At 61.2% G+C, this 17,690-nt stretch carries 17 protein-coding genes and 1 tRNA gene; 7 read left to right on the top strand and 11 right to left on the bottom strand.

Annotation, left to right across the window (positions count from 1 at the left end):
* The first annotated feature begins 18 nt into the window (after positions 1 to 18).
* Positions 19 to 1,260 carry a YcaO-related McrA-glycine thioamidation protein gene (locus tag O8W32_03215; protein WII09847.1) on the top strand — a complete coding sequence of 414 codons (1,242 nt, stop codon included), beginning with the start codon at positions 19 to 21 and terminating at the stop codon, positions 1,258 to 1,260.
* A 159-nt stretch (positions 1,261 to 1,419) separates the two neighbouring features.
* On the opposite strand, the gene O8W32_03220 is transcribed toward O8W32_03215, so the two are convergent.
* From O8W32_03220 to O8W32_03260, 9 genes are all read right to left on the bottom strand, one after another.
* Positions 1,420 to 2,280 carry a metal ABC transporter permease gene (locus O8W32_03220; protein WII09848.1) on the bottom strand — a complete coding sequence of 287 codons (861 nt, stop codon included), beginning with the start codon at positions 2,278 to 2,280 and terminating at the stop codon, positions 1,420 to 1,422.
* Positions 2,277 to 2,981, bottom strand: coding sequence for an ABC transporter ATP-binding protein (locus tag O8W32_03225; protein WII09849.1), 705 nt, complete (start codon positions 2,979 to 2,981; stop codon positions 2,277 to 2,279). The genes O8W32_03220 and O8W32_03225 overlap by 4 nt, the downstream gene beginning before the upstream one ends.
* Positions 2,982 to 2,985: 4 nt before the next feature.
* Entirely contained in the window at positions 2,986 to 3,915 is a 930-nt protein-coding gene (locus O8W32_03230; GenBank protein WII09850.1) for a zinc ABC transporter substrate-binding protein, read from the bottom strand.
* Between the two features lie 237 nt (positions 3,916 to 4,152).
* Entirely contained in the window at positions 4,153 to 4,437 is a 285-nt protein-coding gene (locus O8W32_03235) for a DUF2098 domain-containing protein (protein ID WII09851.1), read from the bottom strand.
* Positions 4,437 to 6,101, bottom strand: coding sequence for a coenzyme-B sulfoethylthiotransferase subunit alpha (mcrA, locus tag O8W32_03240; protein ID WII09852.1), 1,665 nt, complete (start codon positions 6,099 to 6,101; stop codon positions 4,437 to 4,439). The genes O8W32_03235 and mcrA overlap by 1 nt, the downstream gene beginning before the upstream one ends.
* A gap of 1 nt (position 6,102) precedes the next feature.
* A complete protein-coding gene (gene mcrG, locus O8W32_03245; GenBank protein ID WII09853.1) occupies positions 6,103 to 6,882 on the bottom strand; it encodes a coenzyme-B sulfoethylthiotransferase subunit gamma in 780 nt (259 codons plus the stop codon).
* Between the two features lie 2 nt (positions 6,883 to 6,884).
* On the bottom strand, positions 6,885 to 7,310 hold the full coding sequence (mcrD, locus tag O8W32_03250) for a methyl-coenzyme M reductase operon protein D (protein ID WII09854.1): 426 nt from the start codon (positions 7,308 to 7,310) through the stop codon (positions 6,885 to 6,887).
* Positions 7,311 to 7,329: 19 nt separating this feature from the next.
* Positions 7,330 to 8,658 (bottom strand): coenzyme-B sulfoethylthiotransferase subunit beta, encoded by a 1,329-nt coding sequence (mcrB, locus tag O8W32_03255; protein ID WII09855.1) that lies wholly within the window; start codon positions 8,656 to 8,658, stop codon positions 7,330 to 7,332.
* A gap of 288 nt (positions 8,659 to 8,946) precedes the next feature.
* The gene (locus O8W32_03260) at positions 8,947 to 9,669 is read right to left on the bottom strand and encodes a DUF169 domain-containing protein (GenBank protein ID WII09856.1); all 723 of its coding nucleotides are present in this window, start codon (positions 9,667 to 9,669) and stop codon (positions 8,947 to 8,949) included.
* A gap of 196 nt (positions 9,670 to 9,865) precedes the next feature.
* On the opposite strand from O8W32_03260, the gene argF reads away from it, so the two are divergent.
* Positions 9,866 to 10,783, top strand: a complete 918-nt coding sequence (argF, locus tag O8W32_03265) for an ornithine carbamoyltransferase (GenBank protein ID WII09857.1) — start codon at positions 9,866 to 9,868, stop codon at positions 10,781 to 10,783.
* Positions 10,784 to 10,839: 56 nt separating this feature from the next.
* On the opposite strand, the gene O8W32_03270 is transcribed toward argF, so the two are convergent.
* Positions 10,840 to 12,285 carry a DHH family phosphoesterase gene (locus O8W32_03270; GenBank protein ID WII09858.1) on the bottom strand — a complete coding sequence of 482 codons (1,446 nt, stop codon included), beginning with the start codon at positions 12,283 to 12,285 and terminating at the stop codon, positions 10,840 to 10,842.
* A gap of 87 nt (positions 12,286 to 12,372) precedes the next feature.
* On the opposite strand from O8W32_03270, the gene O8W32_03275 reads away from it, so the two are divergent.
* From O8W32_03275 to O8W32_03285, 3 genes are all read left to right on the top strand, one after another.
* Positions 12,373 to 13,101 carry a metallophosphoesterase gene (locus tag O8W32_03275; GenBank protein ID WII09859.1) on the top strand — a complete coding sequence of 243 codons (729 nt, stop codon included), beginning with the start codon at positions 12,373 to 12,375 and terminating at the stop codon, positions 13,099 to 13,101.
* 103 nt (positions 13,102 to 13,204) lie between these two features.
* Positions 13,205 to 14,254, top strand: coding sequence for an MtaA/CmuA family methyltransferase (locus O8W32_03280; GenBank protein ID WII09860.1), 1,050 nt, complete (start codon positions 13,205 to 13,207; stop codon positions 14,252 to 14,254).
* Between the two features lie 100 nt (positions 14,255 to 14,354).
* Positions 14,355 to 14,428, top strand: a tRNA-His gene (locus O8W32_03285).
* Between the two features lie 365 nt (positions 14,429 to 14,793).
* On the opposite strand, the gene O8W32_03290 is transcribed toward O8W32_03285, so the two are convergent.
* Positions 14,794 to 15,915 carry an IS110 family transposase gene (locus O8W32_03290; GenBank protein WII09861.1) on the bottom strand — a complete coding sequence of 374 codons (1,122 nt, stop codon included), beginning with the start codon at positions 15,913 to 15,915 and terminating at the stop codon, positions 14,794 to 14,796.
* Positions 15,916 to 16,154: 239 nt separating this feature from the next.
* Between O8W32_03290 and O8W32_03295 the strand changes: the two genes are divergently transcribed.
* On the top strand, positions 16,155 to 16,850 hold the full coding sequence (locus O8W32_03295; protein WII09862.1) for an NYN domain-containing protein: 696 nt from the start codon (positions 16,155 to 16,157) through the stop codon (positions 16,848 to 16,850).
* Positions 16,837 to 17,685: a hypothetical protein gene (locus O8W32_03300; protein ID WII09863.1), complete on the top strand. Its 849-nt coding sequence runs from the start codon at positions 16,837 to 16,839 to the stop codon at positions 17,683 to 17,685. The genes O8W32_03295 and O8W32_03300 overlap by 14 nt, the downstream gene beginning before the upstream one ends.
* Positions 17,686 to 17,690 lie beyond the last annotated feature (5 nt).

Consider the following 17,690-nt stretch of genomic DNA (forward strand, 5'->3'; position numbering starts at 1 on the left):
CCCGCTGTTAACGATTGTATGCTTTCACTCAACCGCTGCCCGAAGTGCTCGAAGGAGACGGGCATCAGGGTCGTCCCGCCGGAGGACACGCTGTCGAGGATCGTACCCCTAATGAAGAAGGCCGGCATGCAGCCTCCCCGCGACATCACGAACCTTGACCGCGTCGGGATCCCGGTGTTCTCCGTGGACCGCCCGGCGGCCTTCGAAGGCGACAAGAACCATTTTTACAACGGCAAAGGGCCCACACCCGAGCAGGCCGAGGCCTCGGGGATCATGGAGGCCATGGAACGTTACTCGGCGGAGCCCAGGGAATCCGACGAGATCGCCTACGGGACCTATGATGAAGCATGCTCCATCGGCCTCACCGTCAATCCCGAATCGCTGATCCTGCCCGAGCCTTACAAGGGAGTATGGATGAACCAGCAGATCGGCTGGTGCATGGGCTACGAGATGTTCCGCGGGCAGAACGTGTGGGTGCCGGCGTGCGCCGTGTACCACGTGTACAAACCCCAGGGGGACATGCAGCTCTTCAAGTCCCACACCAACGGGATCGCGGCCGGGAACACCATGGAGGAGGCCATCCTGCATGCGCTCCTCGAGGATATCGAGAGGGACGCCTGGTCCATAGCCGAATACAGGGAGAGGGCCCCCTGCGACATCGTCATCGAGGATGAGGAATCCGTCCCCGGGAAGCTGCTTGCCAAGTTCAGGGATGCCGGGATCGATGTGCACCTCAAGGAGATCACCTCGGACATCGGGATCACCACCATCGGAGCGGCCGCCGACGATTACACTACCAAGGACCCGGAGATGCTGACCATCGGCGTCGGGACCCACCTGGACCCGCAGATCGCGGCGATCCGCGCCCTCACCGAGGTCGCCCAGAGCAGGGCCACCCATAAGGACGGCACCAAGATCAACGCCCAGCTCCAGAAGGTGACCGACGAGATGGGCTATGAGGGGGTCAAGAAGGCCAACCGCCTCTGGTTCACCGATTCCCCCGGGAAGAAGAAGCTCGAGGACATCCCCAATCTCGCCACCGACTACGTCCTCGATGACATCGAGGTCGTGCTGGGTCATCTCATGGACGCAGGGTTCGACATGGTCGTCTGCAACGACCTGACCCGCCCCGAGGTCAATATCCCGGTGGTCCGCATGACCGTCCCCGGCCTCGAGGTATACGCCATGGACCCGGACAGGGAAGGCGGAAGGCTCACCGGCATGTGGCCTCCGAGATACGGCCGGACGGACGCTGATTGAAGGATCAGCGCCTGGATCGCGGCGGCCTGCCGGAAAACAGAAGCACGCCGCGCTTCAAACGGCAAGACCCAGATGTCCCCTCCCGGATTCGGGAGATTATCTGGGATATCATATCGGACCATAAACATCCGAAAGGGCGTATTCCGGTGCGGCAACGGTTCATTCTTCCGCGGCCGCACCGAGTGCCAGCCTCCTGACAGCCAGGACGGCGGCGAAGGACGCTCCGAGCACCATCACCACCGTGGCCCCCGGAGGGGTGTCCATAGCCAGCGAGAGCAGAAGGCCCAGGAAGGACATGGCGAGAGCTGAGAAGACGCCGACCGCCATCGTCCCGGCCATGCCGCGGGAGACGATGCTCCCGATGGCCGCCGGCACCGTCATCAACGCGATTATCATGACTATCCCGACCACGTTGGCGACCATGACGCAGGTGACCGCTATCAGGACGTGGAGCAGAAGGTCCAGGGCCGTCACGTTCATGCCTGAGACCTTCGCGTGCACCCTGTCGAAGGTCATTATGCGGAAATCCCTGTAGAAGAACATCACGGCAGCCAGCACAGACGCGCTGACAGCCGCCATCACGGCAAGTTTCCCCGAATCTATGAGCAGCATGTTCCCGAAGAGGATGGATTCGTAGGACGAGGGGACGATGACGCTCCGGTCCATATAGCACATGAACACCACGCCTGCGGCCATCCCGACAGCCCAAAGCGCTCCGATGACCGTGTCCTCCCTGACACCGTCCGCCCTCCTGCATACAACCATCACGACGGCGGCCGCCACACTGAACAATAGCGCCCCGGCCATGGGGCTCATCCACGATATCCCGTAAACCGACATCACATAGTAGGCGAACCCGACGCCCCCGAAGGTCGTGTGGGCGATCCCGCCCGTAACAGCGACCTTGCGGCCGACCACCACGTAGGCCCCCACGGTCCCGCACAGGATGCAGGCGAGGGCAGTGGCGGCGAACATGTTCTGTATAAGCGGTATGGAGAAGTAATAGGCAAGATCTGTCACAGAAGGCCGCCTCCGCAGGCTGCGCCGGTAAGGGCCGACGGTTCGACCTCCGAGACCGTCCTGTCCACATGGACGGCCCTGTTAACGCAGTGCGTTATCCCTTCGAGATCGTGGGTGATCATGACAACGGTTATCCCGTCCCGGGCCGCCTTCGTCAAAATTTCGTACACTTCCCCTCTGAAGGCGGGATCGAGGCTGGCGGTCGGCTCGTCGAGGAGGAGGATGTCCGGCCCGGAGACCAGGGCCCTCGCCAGGAGCGTCCTCTGGATCTGCCCCCCGGACAGTTCGCCTATGCGCCTGTCTCTGAACGATTCCATGTCCGCGTACTCCATGGCCTTGCGAACAGCCTCCTCCTGCGAAGAGGTCCGGAAAGGCAGGATCCCCTGCCTGCACCTCAGGCCCATCCTGACCACCTGCTCGGCGTACACTGGGTACTCTCTGTCGAATGCGCCGAACTGCGGAACATACCCTATCCTGCGACAGCCCTCCCTCGGAGGAACGCCCATCACCTCGACCGTCCCGGCCGACGGCTCGATAAGACCCAGTATGATGCGGAACAGGGTGGTCTTGCCGCCGCCGTTCGGTCCCACCACCGCTATGAAGTCTCCGGCGCGTACGTCGAGATCGACGTTCCGCAGCACCGTCCCGCGGCCGTAGCCGGCGGAAATGCCGCGGAGGGCGATGAGGGGCGCGGCCTCCATGCGATCACGCGGTCCCGCCCAGGTCGCCCCTGAGATACGACAGGAACTCCGAAACGGATGAGAGCATGTCATCGGCCGTGGGGTTCACCACATGGACGGTTATACCCGCATCCTCCAGCGCCTGCCTGCCCTCGTACCCCTCGTCCGTGACCGATACGTAGATGGCTGAGCAGCCCTCGTCCTTGACGATGACGGCCGCCTCGGCGGGGGTGACCTCGCCGTCCTCCTCGACGGAGATCATATGGAAATCCGTTCCGAACCTCTCGGCATACTGCTCGAGGAGGTACTTCCATGCCGGATGCCACACCATCACGTGCACGTGTCCCGAGCCCGCTACCTTGGCTAGCGATTCCATCTCGGCATCTACGGCATCGACCTTCGCCAGGTACTTCCCCAGGTTCTCGGAGTAGTCGGAGGCGTTGTCCGGATCGAGCTTCGATATCTCGGCGGCCATGAACTCCGCGATCTTCCTGAGGTTGTCGGGAGAGGTCCATATGTGCGGGTCCGATGCGGAATCGGCCTGTTCCTCCTCCCCGTGATGGTGGTGCCCGTTGGGGAGCGCTGTGTACTCGATGCCGTCGGCTATGCTGACTATCTTCACGGATGATGGGATGTCCTTGGACACAGCATCGAAGAAGGCGGTCTCCCACTCCACTCCGGTCCCTATCTTGAAGTAGATCTCGGACTTGTAGAGGTCGGATATGTTGCTCGGGGTCGAATAGGCCTCGTGGGGACTGACATTGGACCCCATCATTGACACGACCTCGTACCTGTCGCCGACGATCTCCCCGGCGATGTCCTTCTCCCAGCTCATCGTCACGGCGACGGTGTCCTTCTTCTCATCACTGTCATTTTCGAGAAGTACGAAGGCCGCGCCTGCTCCGGCGGCGATGACGGCCGCCGCAGCGATCAATGCAATCGTTGCAGATTTCATCGGGATTCCGATTTTTGAAATTATTATTAAAAACCGACTGAAATGTTAATAACAATGCGATACGAAAGCCAATTTAATTATTAGATTTCGGCTGAAATGTTAATAAAAAAATGCCTGCCCCGTATAAACACATTGATAAAACGGCGCCGAAAGCAGCGCCGAACAAACAAGTGAGAGGAACAATGAAAAAATTCCCGCCCCGAAGGGCGGGTAAGAGGTTTCGGAAGGAAGGAGCGCTTACCCTCCGCCGGACGGCATCATGTCGTCGATGTCGACTTCCCTCTCCATCTTCTGGAGATCTTCCACCGACTGACGGCCTGCCATCTCTTTGGACTTGCGCTCCTTGAAGGACACAGCCTTGTATTCGGAGGGGTCGGCCTTGACGACCGTGTCGGCGGCATAGTACAGGCCCGTGTTGTCGAACCTGTACCAGGTGCGTCCCCCCTCTTCCCTGATGTCCGTGATCTTGCCGACCCTGGACGTCGGGGCGTACTTAGCTATATCCCCCTTCTGCAACGCCATCATCCCTTGATGACCGCGGTCCTCTCTCCGGCAGGCTGGAACTCCCTGAGTCCGCCGCGCCCAATCTCCTTCGTGATGTTCGCGAAGTCGAAGATCAGGTCCTTGTCGGAGAAGGCGATCTTGATGAGCGGGGAAGCGACGAAGGCATCGCCGCGCGCGAGGTGGGCGGCCTTGGGGATTCCCGCGTAGCCGGACAGGTGTCCGACGTTCATGGCGTAGTTGGGGTAGTTGGGGCCCCTGAGCTCCATGGGCAGGCCCTCATCAGACCTGTAGGCGTAGGAGTTGGCGGAACCGCACTGGTCCTGCAGATCGAATCCGTAGAATCCGAGCCTTCCGGTCCTCTCCTTGTGCTGGAGCATGGACTGGTACCACAGGTTGAGACCGTTGTCGGCCACACCGGTGGCGAACGCTCCGACGATACCGGTGGACGCCGCGGTGACGGTCGCACGCTGAGATCCTCCGAAGTGGGTCTCCATGACGGCCGGGTAGCGCTCGTACATCTCGAGAGCGTAGGACGAGATCTCGTCTCCGAGCTTCATCTGCTTGTCGTAGTCGTCGGGCTTGATTCCGCAGAATCCGCCGTACCTGTCGTTGATCACGTCGATACCGTGGTAGACGTAGTCCTCGAGGATGTTGTCGGTGTAGGCCGCAGAAGCGTACTGGGTGAATCCGACACCTCCGGACATGTATCCGCCGAGGTAGATCTGGTCGTAGATGATGGCCGCGAGCGCGACGGTCTCGAGCGCTGCCCTGGCGGGGTCGTCGGGGTAGACGCGGTCGGACTGCACCATGTCGTCCAGGAATCCGAAGGTGATTCCTCCGGGCTCGTTGGGTCCCCTGACACGCCTTGCGGGCATCATGGATCCCATGGTGATGGACTGGTGCTTCGCGGAGTACGCGAAGTCGGCGATGGCCGCCTCTCCTGCTGCGAGCTTGTAGGAGGAGATGAAAGCCATCGAGATCTGCATGGCAGCGTGCCTGGAAACGGTGGCGCCGTCCATGAGCCTGCCGACCATGGTCGGGACACGGACCGCCTGCATGACGGTCTTGCCCATGGCCTTCTTGAGCTGCTCAGCCTGGTCCTTGGGGAAGTTCTTGTTGATGTCGATGACGAACCTGGGGTCGAGCTCATCGATGAGCTCGTCGTCTCCGGAGAACACCTTGACGTAGGAGTCGTAGACGAGGGCAGGGTTGCACTCGGCCATGTGCTCCTGAACGACAGCTCCTCCGGGCATGGTGTGGTTCACGGTCTCGAGGTACGCGTTGATGGTCTCGGGGGTGACCTCTTTTCCAAGCCTCTTCTGGATGGTGTTGTGCGGAGAGTCGAGTCCGACGAGGACGGTCCTCCTGATGTCATCCCAGGCCTGCTGGATGGCCGGGTTGTTGATGCAGTGGAGGTCATCGGGCTCCACGAAGATGTCCGTGTGGGACAGCTGGTAGGGCATCCAGGCCCTCTGGCCCAGAGGCACTCCGATGTCCTCGTTCATCATGGGGAATCCACGTTTCTTGGCGATCTCCATTGCCTCTTTCTGGAACTCCACCTTGGATTTGGACTGGTGCCATCCGCCGTAGCAGTAGTACTTGGTCTCGATGTCGGTGGGGGCTTCCTTGAACTTCTTCTTGCATGCTTCAAGGAAAAGTTTCTCTTTCGCTTTCTCTGCCATTTCACTCACCTTTTACAGTCCAAGGCCTGAATCCTCCCAGGGTCCTGAGCTTGTGGATCCTGATGTAGAAGTCAGTGACCTCTTTGTCATCCCTCATGTCAACGCCGTCAGCCCTGAAGATGGTGGTCCTCTTCTTCAGGTCGGTCATGGACGCGGGCTTCCCGACAGCGATCTTCTTGTCGAGGGGCAGGGCGACCTGGTCTTTCACGTAGACGACCTGCTTGAGCTTGTCGTCCCAGACGTACCTCTGCCAGGCATCGAACATGAGTCCGTGCTCGTCGAGACGGCAGGAGTGTCCGTGAACGGTCGCACCCCTGATCCCGGTCAGAGCGGGGTCGAAGGTCTCGTTGTCGATGAGCTCTTTGGCGATCTGCTCAAGGTCCCTCTCGCGGACCTCGATGATCTGCCTTCCGGAAAGGGTTCCGGTGTCGATTCCTCTGTACCTGGACATGTACATCCATGCCCTCTGGTAGGGGGAAATGGGGGCGAAGTAGACGGAGTCGGTGAACTGGATGTACCTGATCCTGTCACCGGCTTTCGCTCCGGGGATGGGGGTGACGAGTTCCCTGATGGGGCACTTGGGCTCCTTGCCCTCCTCGATCGGGGGGTGGACGCTCTTGTAAGCCGCTCCGGGGACACGGTGGCCCATCAGCCTGACGACGTCATCCATGGGTATGTCGCGGAGTTTCTTCAGCTTCACTTTGGGGTCCATGTACCTGCGCCTGTTTTTCGCAGGGATGGAGTTACCCGGATAGAACTGTCTCTTGTAATCTGTTGCCATGTTTAAGCACTCCTGTAATCATGCAGAGACGGTCTGTATTTGGTGTACCTGCCGATCTCGATCGTGTACCCGAAGGGTACGGTCGCATCGAATGCGTCCTTGATCTTCTCGACGGTCGCCTCGAGCATGTCCTTATCGTCCATCTCGAGTTCGATGTAGAATGCGCCTACCTCACAGCGGAGTTCCACCTCATGTCCGTTGACATTGATGATCCTGCGCTCTGAATGGTTGTTCTCAGCCCCCTTGGCCGGGCCGCTGGAGATCGTCTTGGGCAGGCTCTCGCCTCCCATGTTGATCTGCCTGATGTGCTCGATGCTGTCGATGGCGTTGAGCACCTTCTCGGTGGTTTCCGCCGAGAGGAGCCTGTTCGTCATGATGCGCACCTCGGGGAGAGGGACGTTGGCATATTCCACTTCGATTTTCGCCATTTACAAACCCTCGGTCTCTTCAGATCTTGTTCCTGATCTTCTTGGCCTCGGCTCCGACGAACTGCATCGGAGTGTTGAACTCGGGCATTCCTCCGAAGACATCCTTGAAGAGACCGGAAGTGGCCTCAGCAGAGAAGGTCTGGGTTCCGCCATCGAGGCAGTTTCCTGCGGTGACAGCGGGGATGAGGGTTCCCTTGGCGTGCCTGGTAACGACGTGGTTTCCGTGGAACAGTCCGGGTCCTCCGCCTCCGTAGATGGAGTGAGAGAAGAAGGACATTCCGACACCGACACCCTCAGCACGGCCGTAGTCGACTCCGGGGAGCGAGGACTCGTGCTCGAGAAGGTCGTTGTAGTACAGAACAGTGGAGGGTATTCCCTGGGCCGCACGGGCAGCACCGACGTTGACCATGACGGCGGCGACCTCTCCGGCCGCGGCGTAGGCGTTCCACATGGGAAGGTCATCGGTGGTGTACATCTTGTATCCGGACGGGAGGGTCTCTTTCACGCGGATGACTCCGTCGTCGATTGCCCTCTCCATGAGGGAGGCGATAACGGTTCCGACGGTTCCGGTCTTCCCGTTCTTCTTGACGAGGGAGTAGACGAGGTTGTTGGCGTTCAGTCCCTGGTAGGCGAGGGCGAGCAGGTGCTGCCTCTCGAAGGGCCCGACGGCGTCTCCCATCTCGTAGGCGGCGCAGGTCTCGAAGATCGAGGAGAGCGCGGCGCCCTGCATGGCGTTCCTCTGGACGAGAGCAACGACGTGGTTCGCCATGATGTTCCTCAGGGCGAATCCGGCACCCTCGTTCATCTGCGGGGGCTCGAGGATGGATTTGACGTTGGCTCCGACGAAGTTCACGGTCTGCGGGTATTTGCCCCAGACGGCGGCCTTCACCATGTTGGCCTTGTACATCGGCACGTTGTACCTGTCGATGATGGCCTCAGTGACGGCAGCGCAGACAACGGTGAATCCGGTGGTGTACTCGACACCGGCGGCCAGCCTGTCCTCGGGAACGATAATGGTGAGCAGCTTTCCGTCGTTCTTCACTTCGACGAGGGTCTCGTCGTCCTCAGTGACCTGAACGAGCGCTTTGATGTCCTCGGCGAGCTTCTTGGCGTCCTTGACGATGGGCGCGTCGATCTCTTTGCCGCGGATGATGCTGCCGGCCATCGCACCGGTCTTGAGAGCCTTCTCGATTCCGGCGAGATTGACCGCGATGGTCCTCTGTGTAAGAGAGGCAATCTTCTGGATTGCCTTGTTGCGCAGCGGACTGATGGCTTCCAGCGGCACATCTTTTGCGATGCGTTTGCCGTAGTCATCATACAGGTCTATTACGTCCTGGTATTTCGGCATTTTAAACCTCCTTTTTCTTCTGCTACACAGAAAAAACAAATCTTCTGTGTTCCCCTTGCGGATTGAAGGAATGGCTGGCACGTTTATAAAACATTGCAAAATCGCATGTTTTCAACCAAAAATTATCATTTTTAGCTATAACTAAAAGCTGCGGACTCGCCCTGACAGGCAGGGATGCCCCCGCCATTTGTATTTAATGATTTGCGCCGTTAACACAGTTCTTTTGTTAACGGCATAAAAAATGCATTTGAATGAGGCTGGGACGGTACTTCGGCCGTCCCGCGCGGTTCAGTCGCGCTTCGCCTTCGCCATCGGGCCGGCGGTGTAGCGGCCGAGGCGGGAGACGTAGCCCTCGATCCGGCCGTACGGGATGCCGACGGCCATCTCATCGGCCTTCATGTCCGTCTTCTTCCTGCACCCAAAGCATCCGATGGAGATGTTAGGCGCCCCGGTCACGATCGGAATGACTGTGATATCCTCGCATGCACACTGGAAGGGGGACGTGGAGAACGATACCCGGCCGCCGCGCTCAGCGGTCTCGAGCGGGACCACCCAGTAGATCCTCTCGGGGATGTCGACGATCTCGACCGTGTCGGGGACGAAGTCGGCCTTGGCGAGGGGGCAGACCGCCTCTCCGATGACCTTGTACGGGATTACCTTCCGCTCGGCGATCATCTTGGCCGCGGCCTCGGGGGTGTCGTGCATGCCGATCTTGGCATGGAACTCGCCGGACGCTACTTTCTCGGGGGTCTCGGCCATGCCGAGCGCCGAAGACCCCACATGGCAGGATTCGTCCTCGGCCGCCATCGCGAGGCAGGCGCCGTTCTTGGCGGCGAACACCGCCTGGCAGTGGCTCATCTGGGCCTCGGGGCGGGAGCAGCATGCCGGGAACTCCTCCCCCTCGCGGATGAGCTTCACCGCTACGGGTTCATGCCTCAGTTTCAGCGCATCTTTCAGCTGCTGCGCGTAATTCTTGTTCGTGTCCAGGAGGGTCTCTCCGGTGCAGGTCATGATGGCTTCATTGCGTTCCGCAGATTTAACGTTGAATATCCGTTAACTATAGTTTCGGACACTGCCCGCCGCCGATATGGCCCGGAACGCGCGTTTCGAACAGAGCGGACCGCGAATTATCATGTTCTTATTACAGCGAAACAGGAACGGGCCGTCAACAGCAACCTATTACTATTTTCGCGTATATCGGAAGGGCATGGGAAAAAGGAATCTGATCTCCGTTGTTGACATGAAGGATGAGTGGCCTGCCCTCGTCGATCTCGGCATCAAGCTCAAGAAGGAGAGGGGGCACCACGGCGACCCCCTCAAGGGCAAGACCCTCGCCATGATGTTCGAGAAGCCCAGCACCAGGACCAGGACTTCCTTCGATGTCGCCATCACCGAGCTCGGGGGGCATGCGCTCTACCTCGACGTCAGCAAGATGCAGATGGGCCACGGGGAGACCGTGGAGGACACCGCGAGGGTCCTCAGCCGCTTCGTGCACGGCATCATGTACCGCGCCTTCGACTACAAGATGATGGACAAGCTCGGCGAGTGGGCCACCGTCCCCGTCATCAGCGGGCTCGACAACCTCGAGCACCCCTGCCAGGCACTGGCCGACATGATCACCATCAAAGAGAAGTTCGGCAACTTCCACGGGAGGAAGCTCGTCTTCCTCGGCGACGGCAACAACGTCTGCAACTCGCTGCTCTACGCCTGCGCCATCATGGGCATGGACATGGTCGCCTGCTGCCCCGCCACCAGGATGCCGAACGCGGAGATCCTGTACAATGCGACCCAGATCGCCAACGCCAACGGGAGCAAGATCATCGCGTCCCACGACCCTCAGGAGGCATGCAAGGACGCGGACGTGCTCTACACCGACACCTGGATCTCCATGGGCGACACCATATCGGTCGAGGAGGCCGTGAAGCTGTTCCAGATGTACCAGATCAACGACGACCTGCTCAAGATCGCGAAGCCCGACTGCATCGTGATGCACTGCCTCCCCGCCCACCGCGGGCAGGAGATCACCAACGATGTCATCGAGGGCCCGCACAGCGTCGTCTTCGACGAGGCCGAGAACAGGCTCCACGCCCAGAAGGCCGTCCTCTACACCCTGATGAAGGATTGAAACCGGGGCGGGCCGCAGCCCGCCCCCGTCTTCCGGAATCATGCATTTCCGGGTATTCAGTCCCGGCCGGCATCCCCAGCGCGTTCCGTCTGCGCTTCTATCTCGGCCTCGGCGGCATCGAGGAAAGCTTCCTCCGATCCTTCCGGGATCGTCGCCCCTGCGGCCACCGAATGGCCCCCTCCGAGCCCGCCCACCTTGGCAGCGGCATCTTTCATGACAAGTGCCAGATCGAGGCCTTCCGATACCAGTTCCCTCGGTGCGCGGGCCGAGACCTTGATGCCGTCGTCGGAAGCGGCGAAGGCCACTATCGGCAGGCCTGGGTCAGTGCCCTCGGAGCCGAGCAGCATCCCCGCGACGATCCCCACCACGGTGTCCCTGATCTCCTGCCCGGCGTCGAACCACTGAAGGTAGCGGCGCCTGCGTATGAGGTGGTTGGCCTTCACGAGGTCCAGCGCGGCGGCGATGTTTTTCCTGTGGTCGGCACGGTTGCGCTCGGCGTCGGCCATCGCCGAGAGGTCGCCCCGGCAGAGCCTGTCCCCGGTGCGGCAGTCATCGTATCTCCCGCAGGAGTTCAGGAGGGTCGCGAACTCCTTGGCATCGTGGAGGCCGGAATGCGGCCTGTAGCGCTCGATCCCATAGACCTCGCCGATGATGGCGGGCCGGTCCTCTGGAACCGCGTTCGAGAGGAGCTCGTCGGCGATCACCGCCCGGTCCCCTGGATCGAGGTCGCACCAGGTGCGCCTCTTCCCGTCGGCGCCGGCCTCGGCGATGCCGTAGCGCCCGAGCAGGTCCTGGCAGGCCTCGCGGGTGTCGGTTAGGCCCTTCACTGCCGGCTCCCCGTACTGCAGGTATGAGACGACCCCGCGGCTCTCCCTCCCGAAATAGCGGATCCCTTGGGAGACCGAGACATCGCCCTCGGCGACCGCATCCTCCAGGATCAGGCGGTTCCAGCTGACGAGCTTGGAGCAGCGGTCGTCCTGGAAATCCCCCAGGGCGCCGACGACCGCGAGATATGCCAGATCGCGGTTCCGGGGATCTATCTCCTTCGCCAGGAGGTAGGTCATGCCGGCCCCGCAGACCTCGTACGAGCCGGACCTGCCGTAGAGGTGGGGGTTCAGCTGATAGGCCCTGCGGAAGCTGTCGAGCATGGTCTGCCCGCGCTTCCTCCATTCCGGGTCGGGGACGTGGTGGTCGGTGACGATGATGCCGTCCCTGGTGAAGCGGGACATGTAGGCGCTGCCCAGGTCGCATACCCAGACGAGATCCCGGCCGCAGGAGTTTATCATCTCCACGGTGTCCTCCGAGATCTTCTTCTCATAATCGACGGCGAAATCCTTGCCCAGGCGCTCCAGGGCGGCCGATGCGATCGCGCCGGCGGATATCCCGTCGGCATCGATGTGCGTGACCACCAGGACCGAACCGGCGCCCCTGACGGTGCCGGCGGCTTTCCTGAGCTCTGATGACAGCCTCGGGTCGATCCCGTCGGGCACGGCAGCTTCCATCGGACCCGTATACGGGCAGCAGGGTATTAAGCGCTCGCAGGCTGGAGGAAGGAAAGACGGATTAACCCCCGTTCCATGGGACATGCCATGGGAGCGAGGACGGTCAGGATCATGCCGGGGGCGACGATAACCAACGACAGGTGCCTGATCCTGGACGACGGCCCTACCGCGGTGGTCGGGGACCTCCACCTGGGATATGAGAGCGCCCTCGAGGACGAGGGCATGTTCATCCCCAGGATCAACACCGAATCCGTGCGCGAGAGGCTCAACGAGGTCATCGACCGCTACGAGCCCGGGCGCATAGTCCTGCTCGGGGACATCAAGCACGATTTCCGCCGCTCCAGCTACAAGGCCAGAGAGGAGGTCAGGAGCATCGTGAAGCTGGTCTCCGACGCGGCCGAGACCGTGGTCATAAAGGGGAACCACGACAACTACCTGCAGAACATCGTGGGCGACATGGGCCTCACCGCCGTGGATAACATAGATATCGGAGGTTTCAGGCTCGAGCACGGCCATGTGGACTCCGGCGTGCGCCCGGTGATCATCGGCCATGAGCACCCGTCCGTGAGGATACCCGGGGAGCTCAGCGGAAGCGTCAAGCTGCAGTGCTACGTGGTCGCCAGGAAGGAAGGGGTCATCGTCATCCCTCCCTTCAGCCGCTTCGCCTCCGGCAACGACCTCAACCCCGGGCCCGATGCCGTCATGGCCCCCGCCCTGAAGGCGTGCGACATAGAGAACGCCGAGATCTACGGCATCAGCGAGATGGGCCTGATGGAGTTCGGGAAGCTCGAGGACATCTCCATGCTGAGCATCTGAACAGGCGGCCGCCCCGAGCGCGGCGCTGCCGGCACCGCCTGCCTGCGGTTCATCTTCTTTTTTATAGATGCTTGCGCATTCGTGAGCCAAGGAGACACAAATCATGGCAATGACTCCCAGAGAAAGAGTAACCGCAGCTATGAACAAAGAGAACCTCGACAGGCCCCCGGCGGCCATCTTCACCCAGTCCGCCACCATCGGCCAGATGGACGCCACCGGCGCCGCCTGGCCCGAGGCCCACAAGAACGCTGAGGTCATGGCGAAACTCGCTGCCGCTCAGGCCGATGTCTTCGGATTCGAGTGCTGCAGGACCTCGTTCTGCCTGACCGCCGAGGCCGAGAGGCTCGGATGCGTCGTCGATGTCACCAAGAAGGACGCGGCCCCCATGATCAAGAGCCACCCCTTCAAGTTCGACTGCATGGAGGGCGTCTACGACGACCCCGCCGCGCTCATGCCTGCCGACGAGTTCCTCAAGGGAGGCCGTGTCGCTGAGGTCATCAAATCCGCCGCTATCCTCAAGAAGAACAAGGGGAACGACTACTGCATCGTCGCCGGAACCACCGGGCCCTTCACCCTGGCCGGCCACATGGTCAGCACCGAGAACCTCATCTTCGGAATGATGATGGCCCCTGAGGAGGTCGACAAGTGGACCGCCGCCATCACCCCCTACTGCAAAGAGTACGCCCAGGCCCTCATCGACAACGGCGCCGACATCATCCAGATGTCCGAGCCCTCGGGATCCACCGACATGCTCGCCCCCGAGATGTTCCAGGAGGCCGCCGGCAGGGCCGTCACCGCTTCCCTCGGAGCCACCAACGGCGGCCTCGGCAACATCCTCCACATCTGCGGAGACGCCTACCCCATCATCGACCAGATGGCCGCCTGCGGCCCGTCCGTGAAGGGTATCTCCATCGAGGAGAAGGTCGACCCCTACAAGGCTGTCGAGAAGGTCGGCGGAAAGACCGTCCTGGTCGGAAACGTCGGATCTGTGAAGCCCCTCTTCCAGGGAACCCCCGAGGAGGTCAAGGAAGGCGTCTTCAAGTCCTGCGACGCCGGCTTCAACATCATCTCCTCCGGATGCGGAATCGCTCCCGCTACCTCGGACGAGAACATGAGGGCCTTCGTCGAGGCCGTCAAGAACTTCAAGCACTGAGTTCCTGACCCCGAAACCCTTTACCGGGAGGCCCGGCCTCCCGGCCTTCTTCTCACAATATTTATCTATAAAAACGGGATAGACCGGTTCTGACCAGATGGCTGGGATAGTATAGCCTGGTTAGTATAGGGGACTGTGGATCCCTTGACTCGAGTTCAAATCTCGGTCCCGGCCCTCCCTTCGCATTATTCCATTCAGGCAGCGCCCGCCAACCACATTATCAGCCCCGTTATTCCATTCAGGCAGCGCCCGCCAACCACATTATCAGCCCCGTTTTGGTTAAACTTTGCGTAGCTTCCGCTGTGCGACCGCCTTCTGCAGGTGCTGTGCCTCAGCTCTCGTGCGGGCGGGATCTCCGCCGGGCCGCCATCTTATTCACGCCCATCCGCCCCTCCGGGACGGAGGACCTCACCGCGTATCCGGCTGTCCCTCGGCTTTGCGCCATCTTTTGCTTCGGCCTGCCGCTGATGCGGCGGCCAAATGGTGCTCGGCGATTAAGGCCCCGGGATGCCCGCGCTCGGCGCCCGCATATCAGGGGTTCAGTCCGCCGCCGGATCCCCCTCCGCTTCCTCCGCCATCTCGGCGGAGCGTTCCAGGAGCTCCCTGTCGGTGCTGAAGGGCCTGCGGTTCCTCAGCACCGACCAGACCACGGTCACCAGCTTGCGCGCGGCCGCCACCTGGGCCTCCCGGTGGGAGACCCCCCTCGCCCTCAGCCTGTTGTAGAGGGCCGAGACCACCGAGTCCTCGGCGGTGCGGACGTGGACGATCGCCGACTGGCACAGCAGCCTGCGCATCTCTCTGTCGCCGCGGTGCGTGGTCGCGCACCGGTGCGAGGTCTCCGCCGATTCGCGCACCTTCGGCACCAGGCCGAAGTACGCCGCCAGCTGGGCCGACGACCCGAAGCGCTTCACGTCGATGATCATAGAGACCGCGTACGCGGCCGAGACCGCGCCGAACCCCGGGATGCTCATCACCAGGTCGAAGTCGGTGATGTGCCCGAACGTCGCCCGGATCAGCCTGGCCTCCTCGTCGGTGCGGGCCTTTATCGACCTCGCCTCCGACACGAGGAGCCTCAGGCAGGTGTCCCTCGAGTCCCACATCTCCTTCATCGCCTTCTTCGAGAAGATGTCGGAGTAATCCTTGCTCAGCCTGATCCCGTGGAGGAGCATGTGCATCCTGGCCCGGCGCTTGAGGTCCGCCAGGTGCCTCTTCTCCGCGAGGACCGCGCGGCATATCTCGCGCCGTTCCATCCAGACCGGGGACGGCATCTTGCAGACGGCGAACTCGCGCTCGCCGTTCAGCCTCCGCCGCATGTACCCCGCGAGCTCGGCCGCATCGTTGGCGTCGGTCTTCTTCACGGACTTGGTGATCCGGTAGAGGTCCTGGGCCTGCGCCACGACCGTGTCGATCCCGAGGTTGGTCAGGACCCAGTAGGTCTCGTGCGTCTTCGTGGAGTTCTCGATGAGGACATGCGCCTCATGCCCGCGGAGCGCCTCCGCGATCCGCGCTATGTCCTCGGGCTCCGACGGCTGCGTGCCGTGGTCCCTGTTGAAGCGCCTCAGGAACTCCTCCTCGTCTTCGCTCGGCTTCCCCGGGCCCGCATGGACCGCGCAGCATACCGCGGTCTTCTTGTGCAGGTCCATCCCGATCGCTATCCTCAAGCTTTCCTTGCCTCCCTGCCGCAACCTTCCCCGGAGGCCTGCCGAGGCGCCAATCTTTATCTCAGGTCGGCGATATTCCTCTCGGCCTGCGGTTTTTTGTTGCAACTATGAATCAGCAGGTCGCTTTTTGAATGGGGCGGTCTTTTCCTGCACTGCGGATCGATTTCCGCTGATTCCCGTGAGCGGTTTTAATAAACGGGCGGCTTATCTGAGCCGGGGCACGGTCCCCGGATGATATTATGACTCTTGTAAACAGCAGAAGAGACGACAGGGTGATGGTGTTCATCGACCTGATGAACATGGAGCTGAGCGTGAAGCCGTTCGAGGCCGAGAAGTTCAGGCTGGATTATCCCATGATGGTAAGGGAGCTTGTAGGGGAACGCGACCTGGTGGGCGCTTATGTTTTCGATACCGGGCTGGACGGCGGGCAGAACGACAAGATGCGCCCGTTCCACGATAAGCTCAGCTATCAGGGTTTCCGTGTCATGACCAGGGACTCCTACGATCCCGAGAGGAAGGAGCAGAAGGAGATCGACGTGGCCATGGCCTGCGAGATGGTGACCCATGCCCTCCAGGACCATTACGATGTCGCTATAGTGGTGAGCGGGGACGGGGATTTCGTACCGGCCATACAGCATGTGCAGTCGGCAGGCAAGATGGTCGAGGTGGCATCGTTCTCCAATTCGGTGAGCGGGCGCATAAAGCGCTTCGCCGACAGGTTCTATGCATTGGAGAAGATGCCCATACTGAGCGCGTTCAACTACCCCAACGAGAAGGACCCAGAGGAAAAGACCGGCGCCGATAAGGACAGTGCAGAGAGCGCCGCCGCGGCGGATGCCCCGGAGCATGCCGATGAAGCTCCTGCGGCGGCCGCTGTCCTGCCCGAACAGCACGAGCAGAAGGCCCAGGAGGCGGAGCGATATGAACCGCGATGATTTCGTCTACTCACATGTATCGAAGTTCGGCATCAACGACGGGGACTGGAGGTACCTCACCCAGTCCGCTGCCCTGAAGTTCGAGATGGATAAGAAAGGCAACGTCTCGTCCATATACAAGGGGCTCTACGTCTACCGCGACCGCGATTCGGAGGAGAACATACTTCCCGGGGAGACGTGGATCGTCTCCCTCACCCTCAACCCCAAGACCGAGAGCAATTACTTCGCGAAGGGGATCATGAGGATCGACGCCAGGTTCCTCTTCGACCTGGAGAAGGACCAGATGGACGAGATCGCCGATGCCGTCTGGAACAACTGCCGGAAGGAGATCGAGGAGAGCTTCGCCTCGAGGTTCGAGGCCGAGAAGAGCAAACTCGTCGAGGAAGCGGTCGCCGAGAGGACCGCGGCATACAAGAGCCAGATCGATGAGGCCAACGCCAAGGTGTCGTCCCTCGAGAACAAGATCGAGGAGGATGCACAGATCATCGATTCGCTCAAGAAGAAGCAGACGGCCCCCGAGGCCGCTCCCGATGCCGCCGCGGCCATCCCCGGGTTCGAGTCCGTCGGCAGGCAGTTCCCGACCGAGATCGATGTCATGCGCATCGGCCCCGATACCCTCTATTCCTCGGATTTCAGCGGCAGGTACAGCGCGCATGTCAGCGCGGACAGGAGGAAGCTCCTGATGGTGCCGGACGCCAACGGGCCCGTCATCTGCATCGAGAACATGGTGACCATCGCCGGCCTCAGCTACATGGTGCCGTACAACGGCCAGGAGCATGAGCTGATCAGCAAGTACAGCCCCGTCCACGGCGGCGTGCTGATATTCATCTCGTGAGGTCT

The organism is Methanomassiliicoccales archaeon LGM-DZ1, assembly GCA_030168595.1.
GTDB lineage: Archaea > Thermoplasmatota > Thermoplasmata > Methanomassiliicoccales > Methanomethylophilaceae > Methanomethylophilus.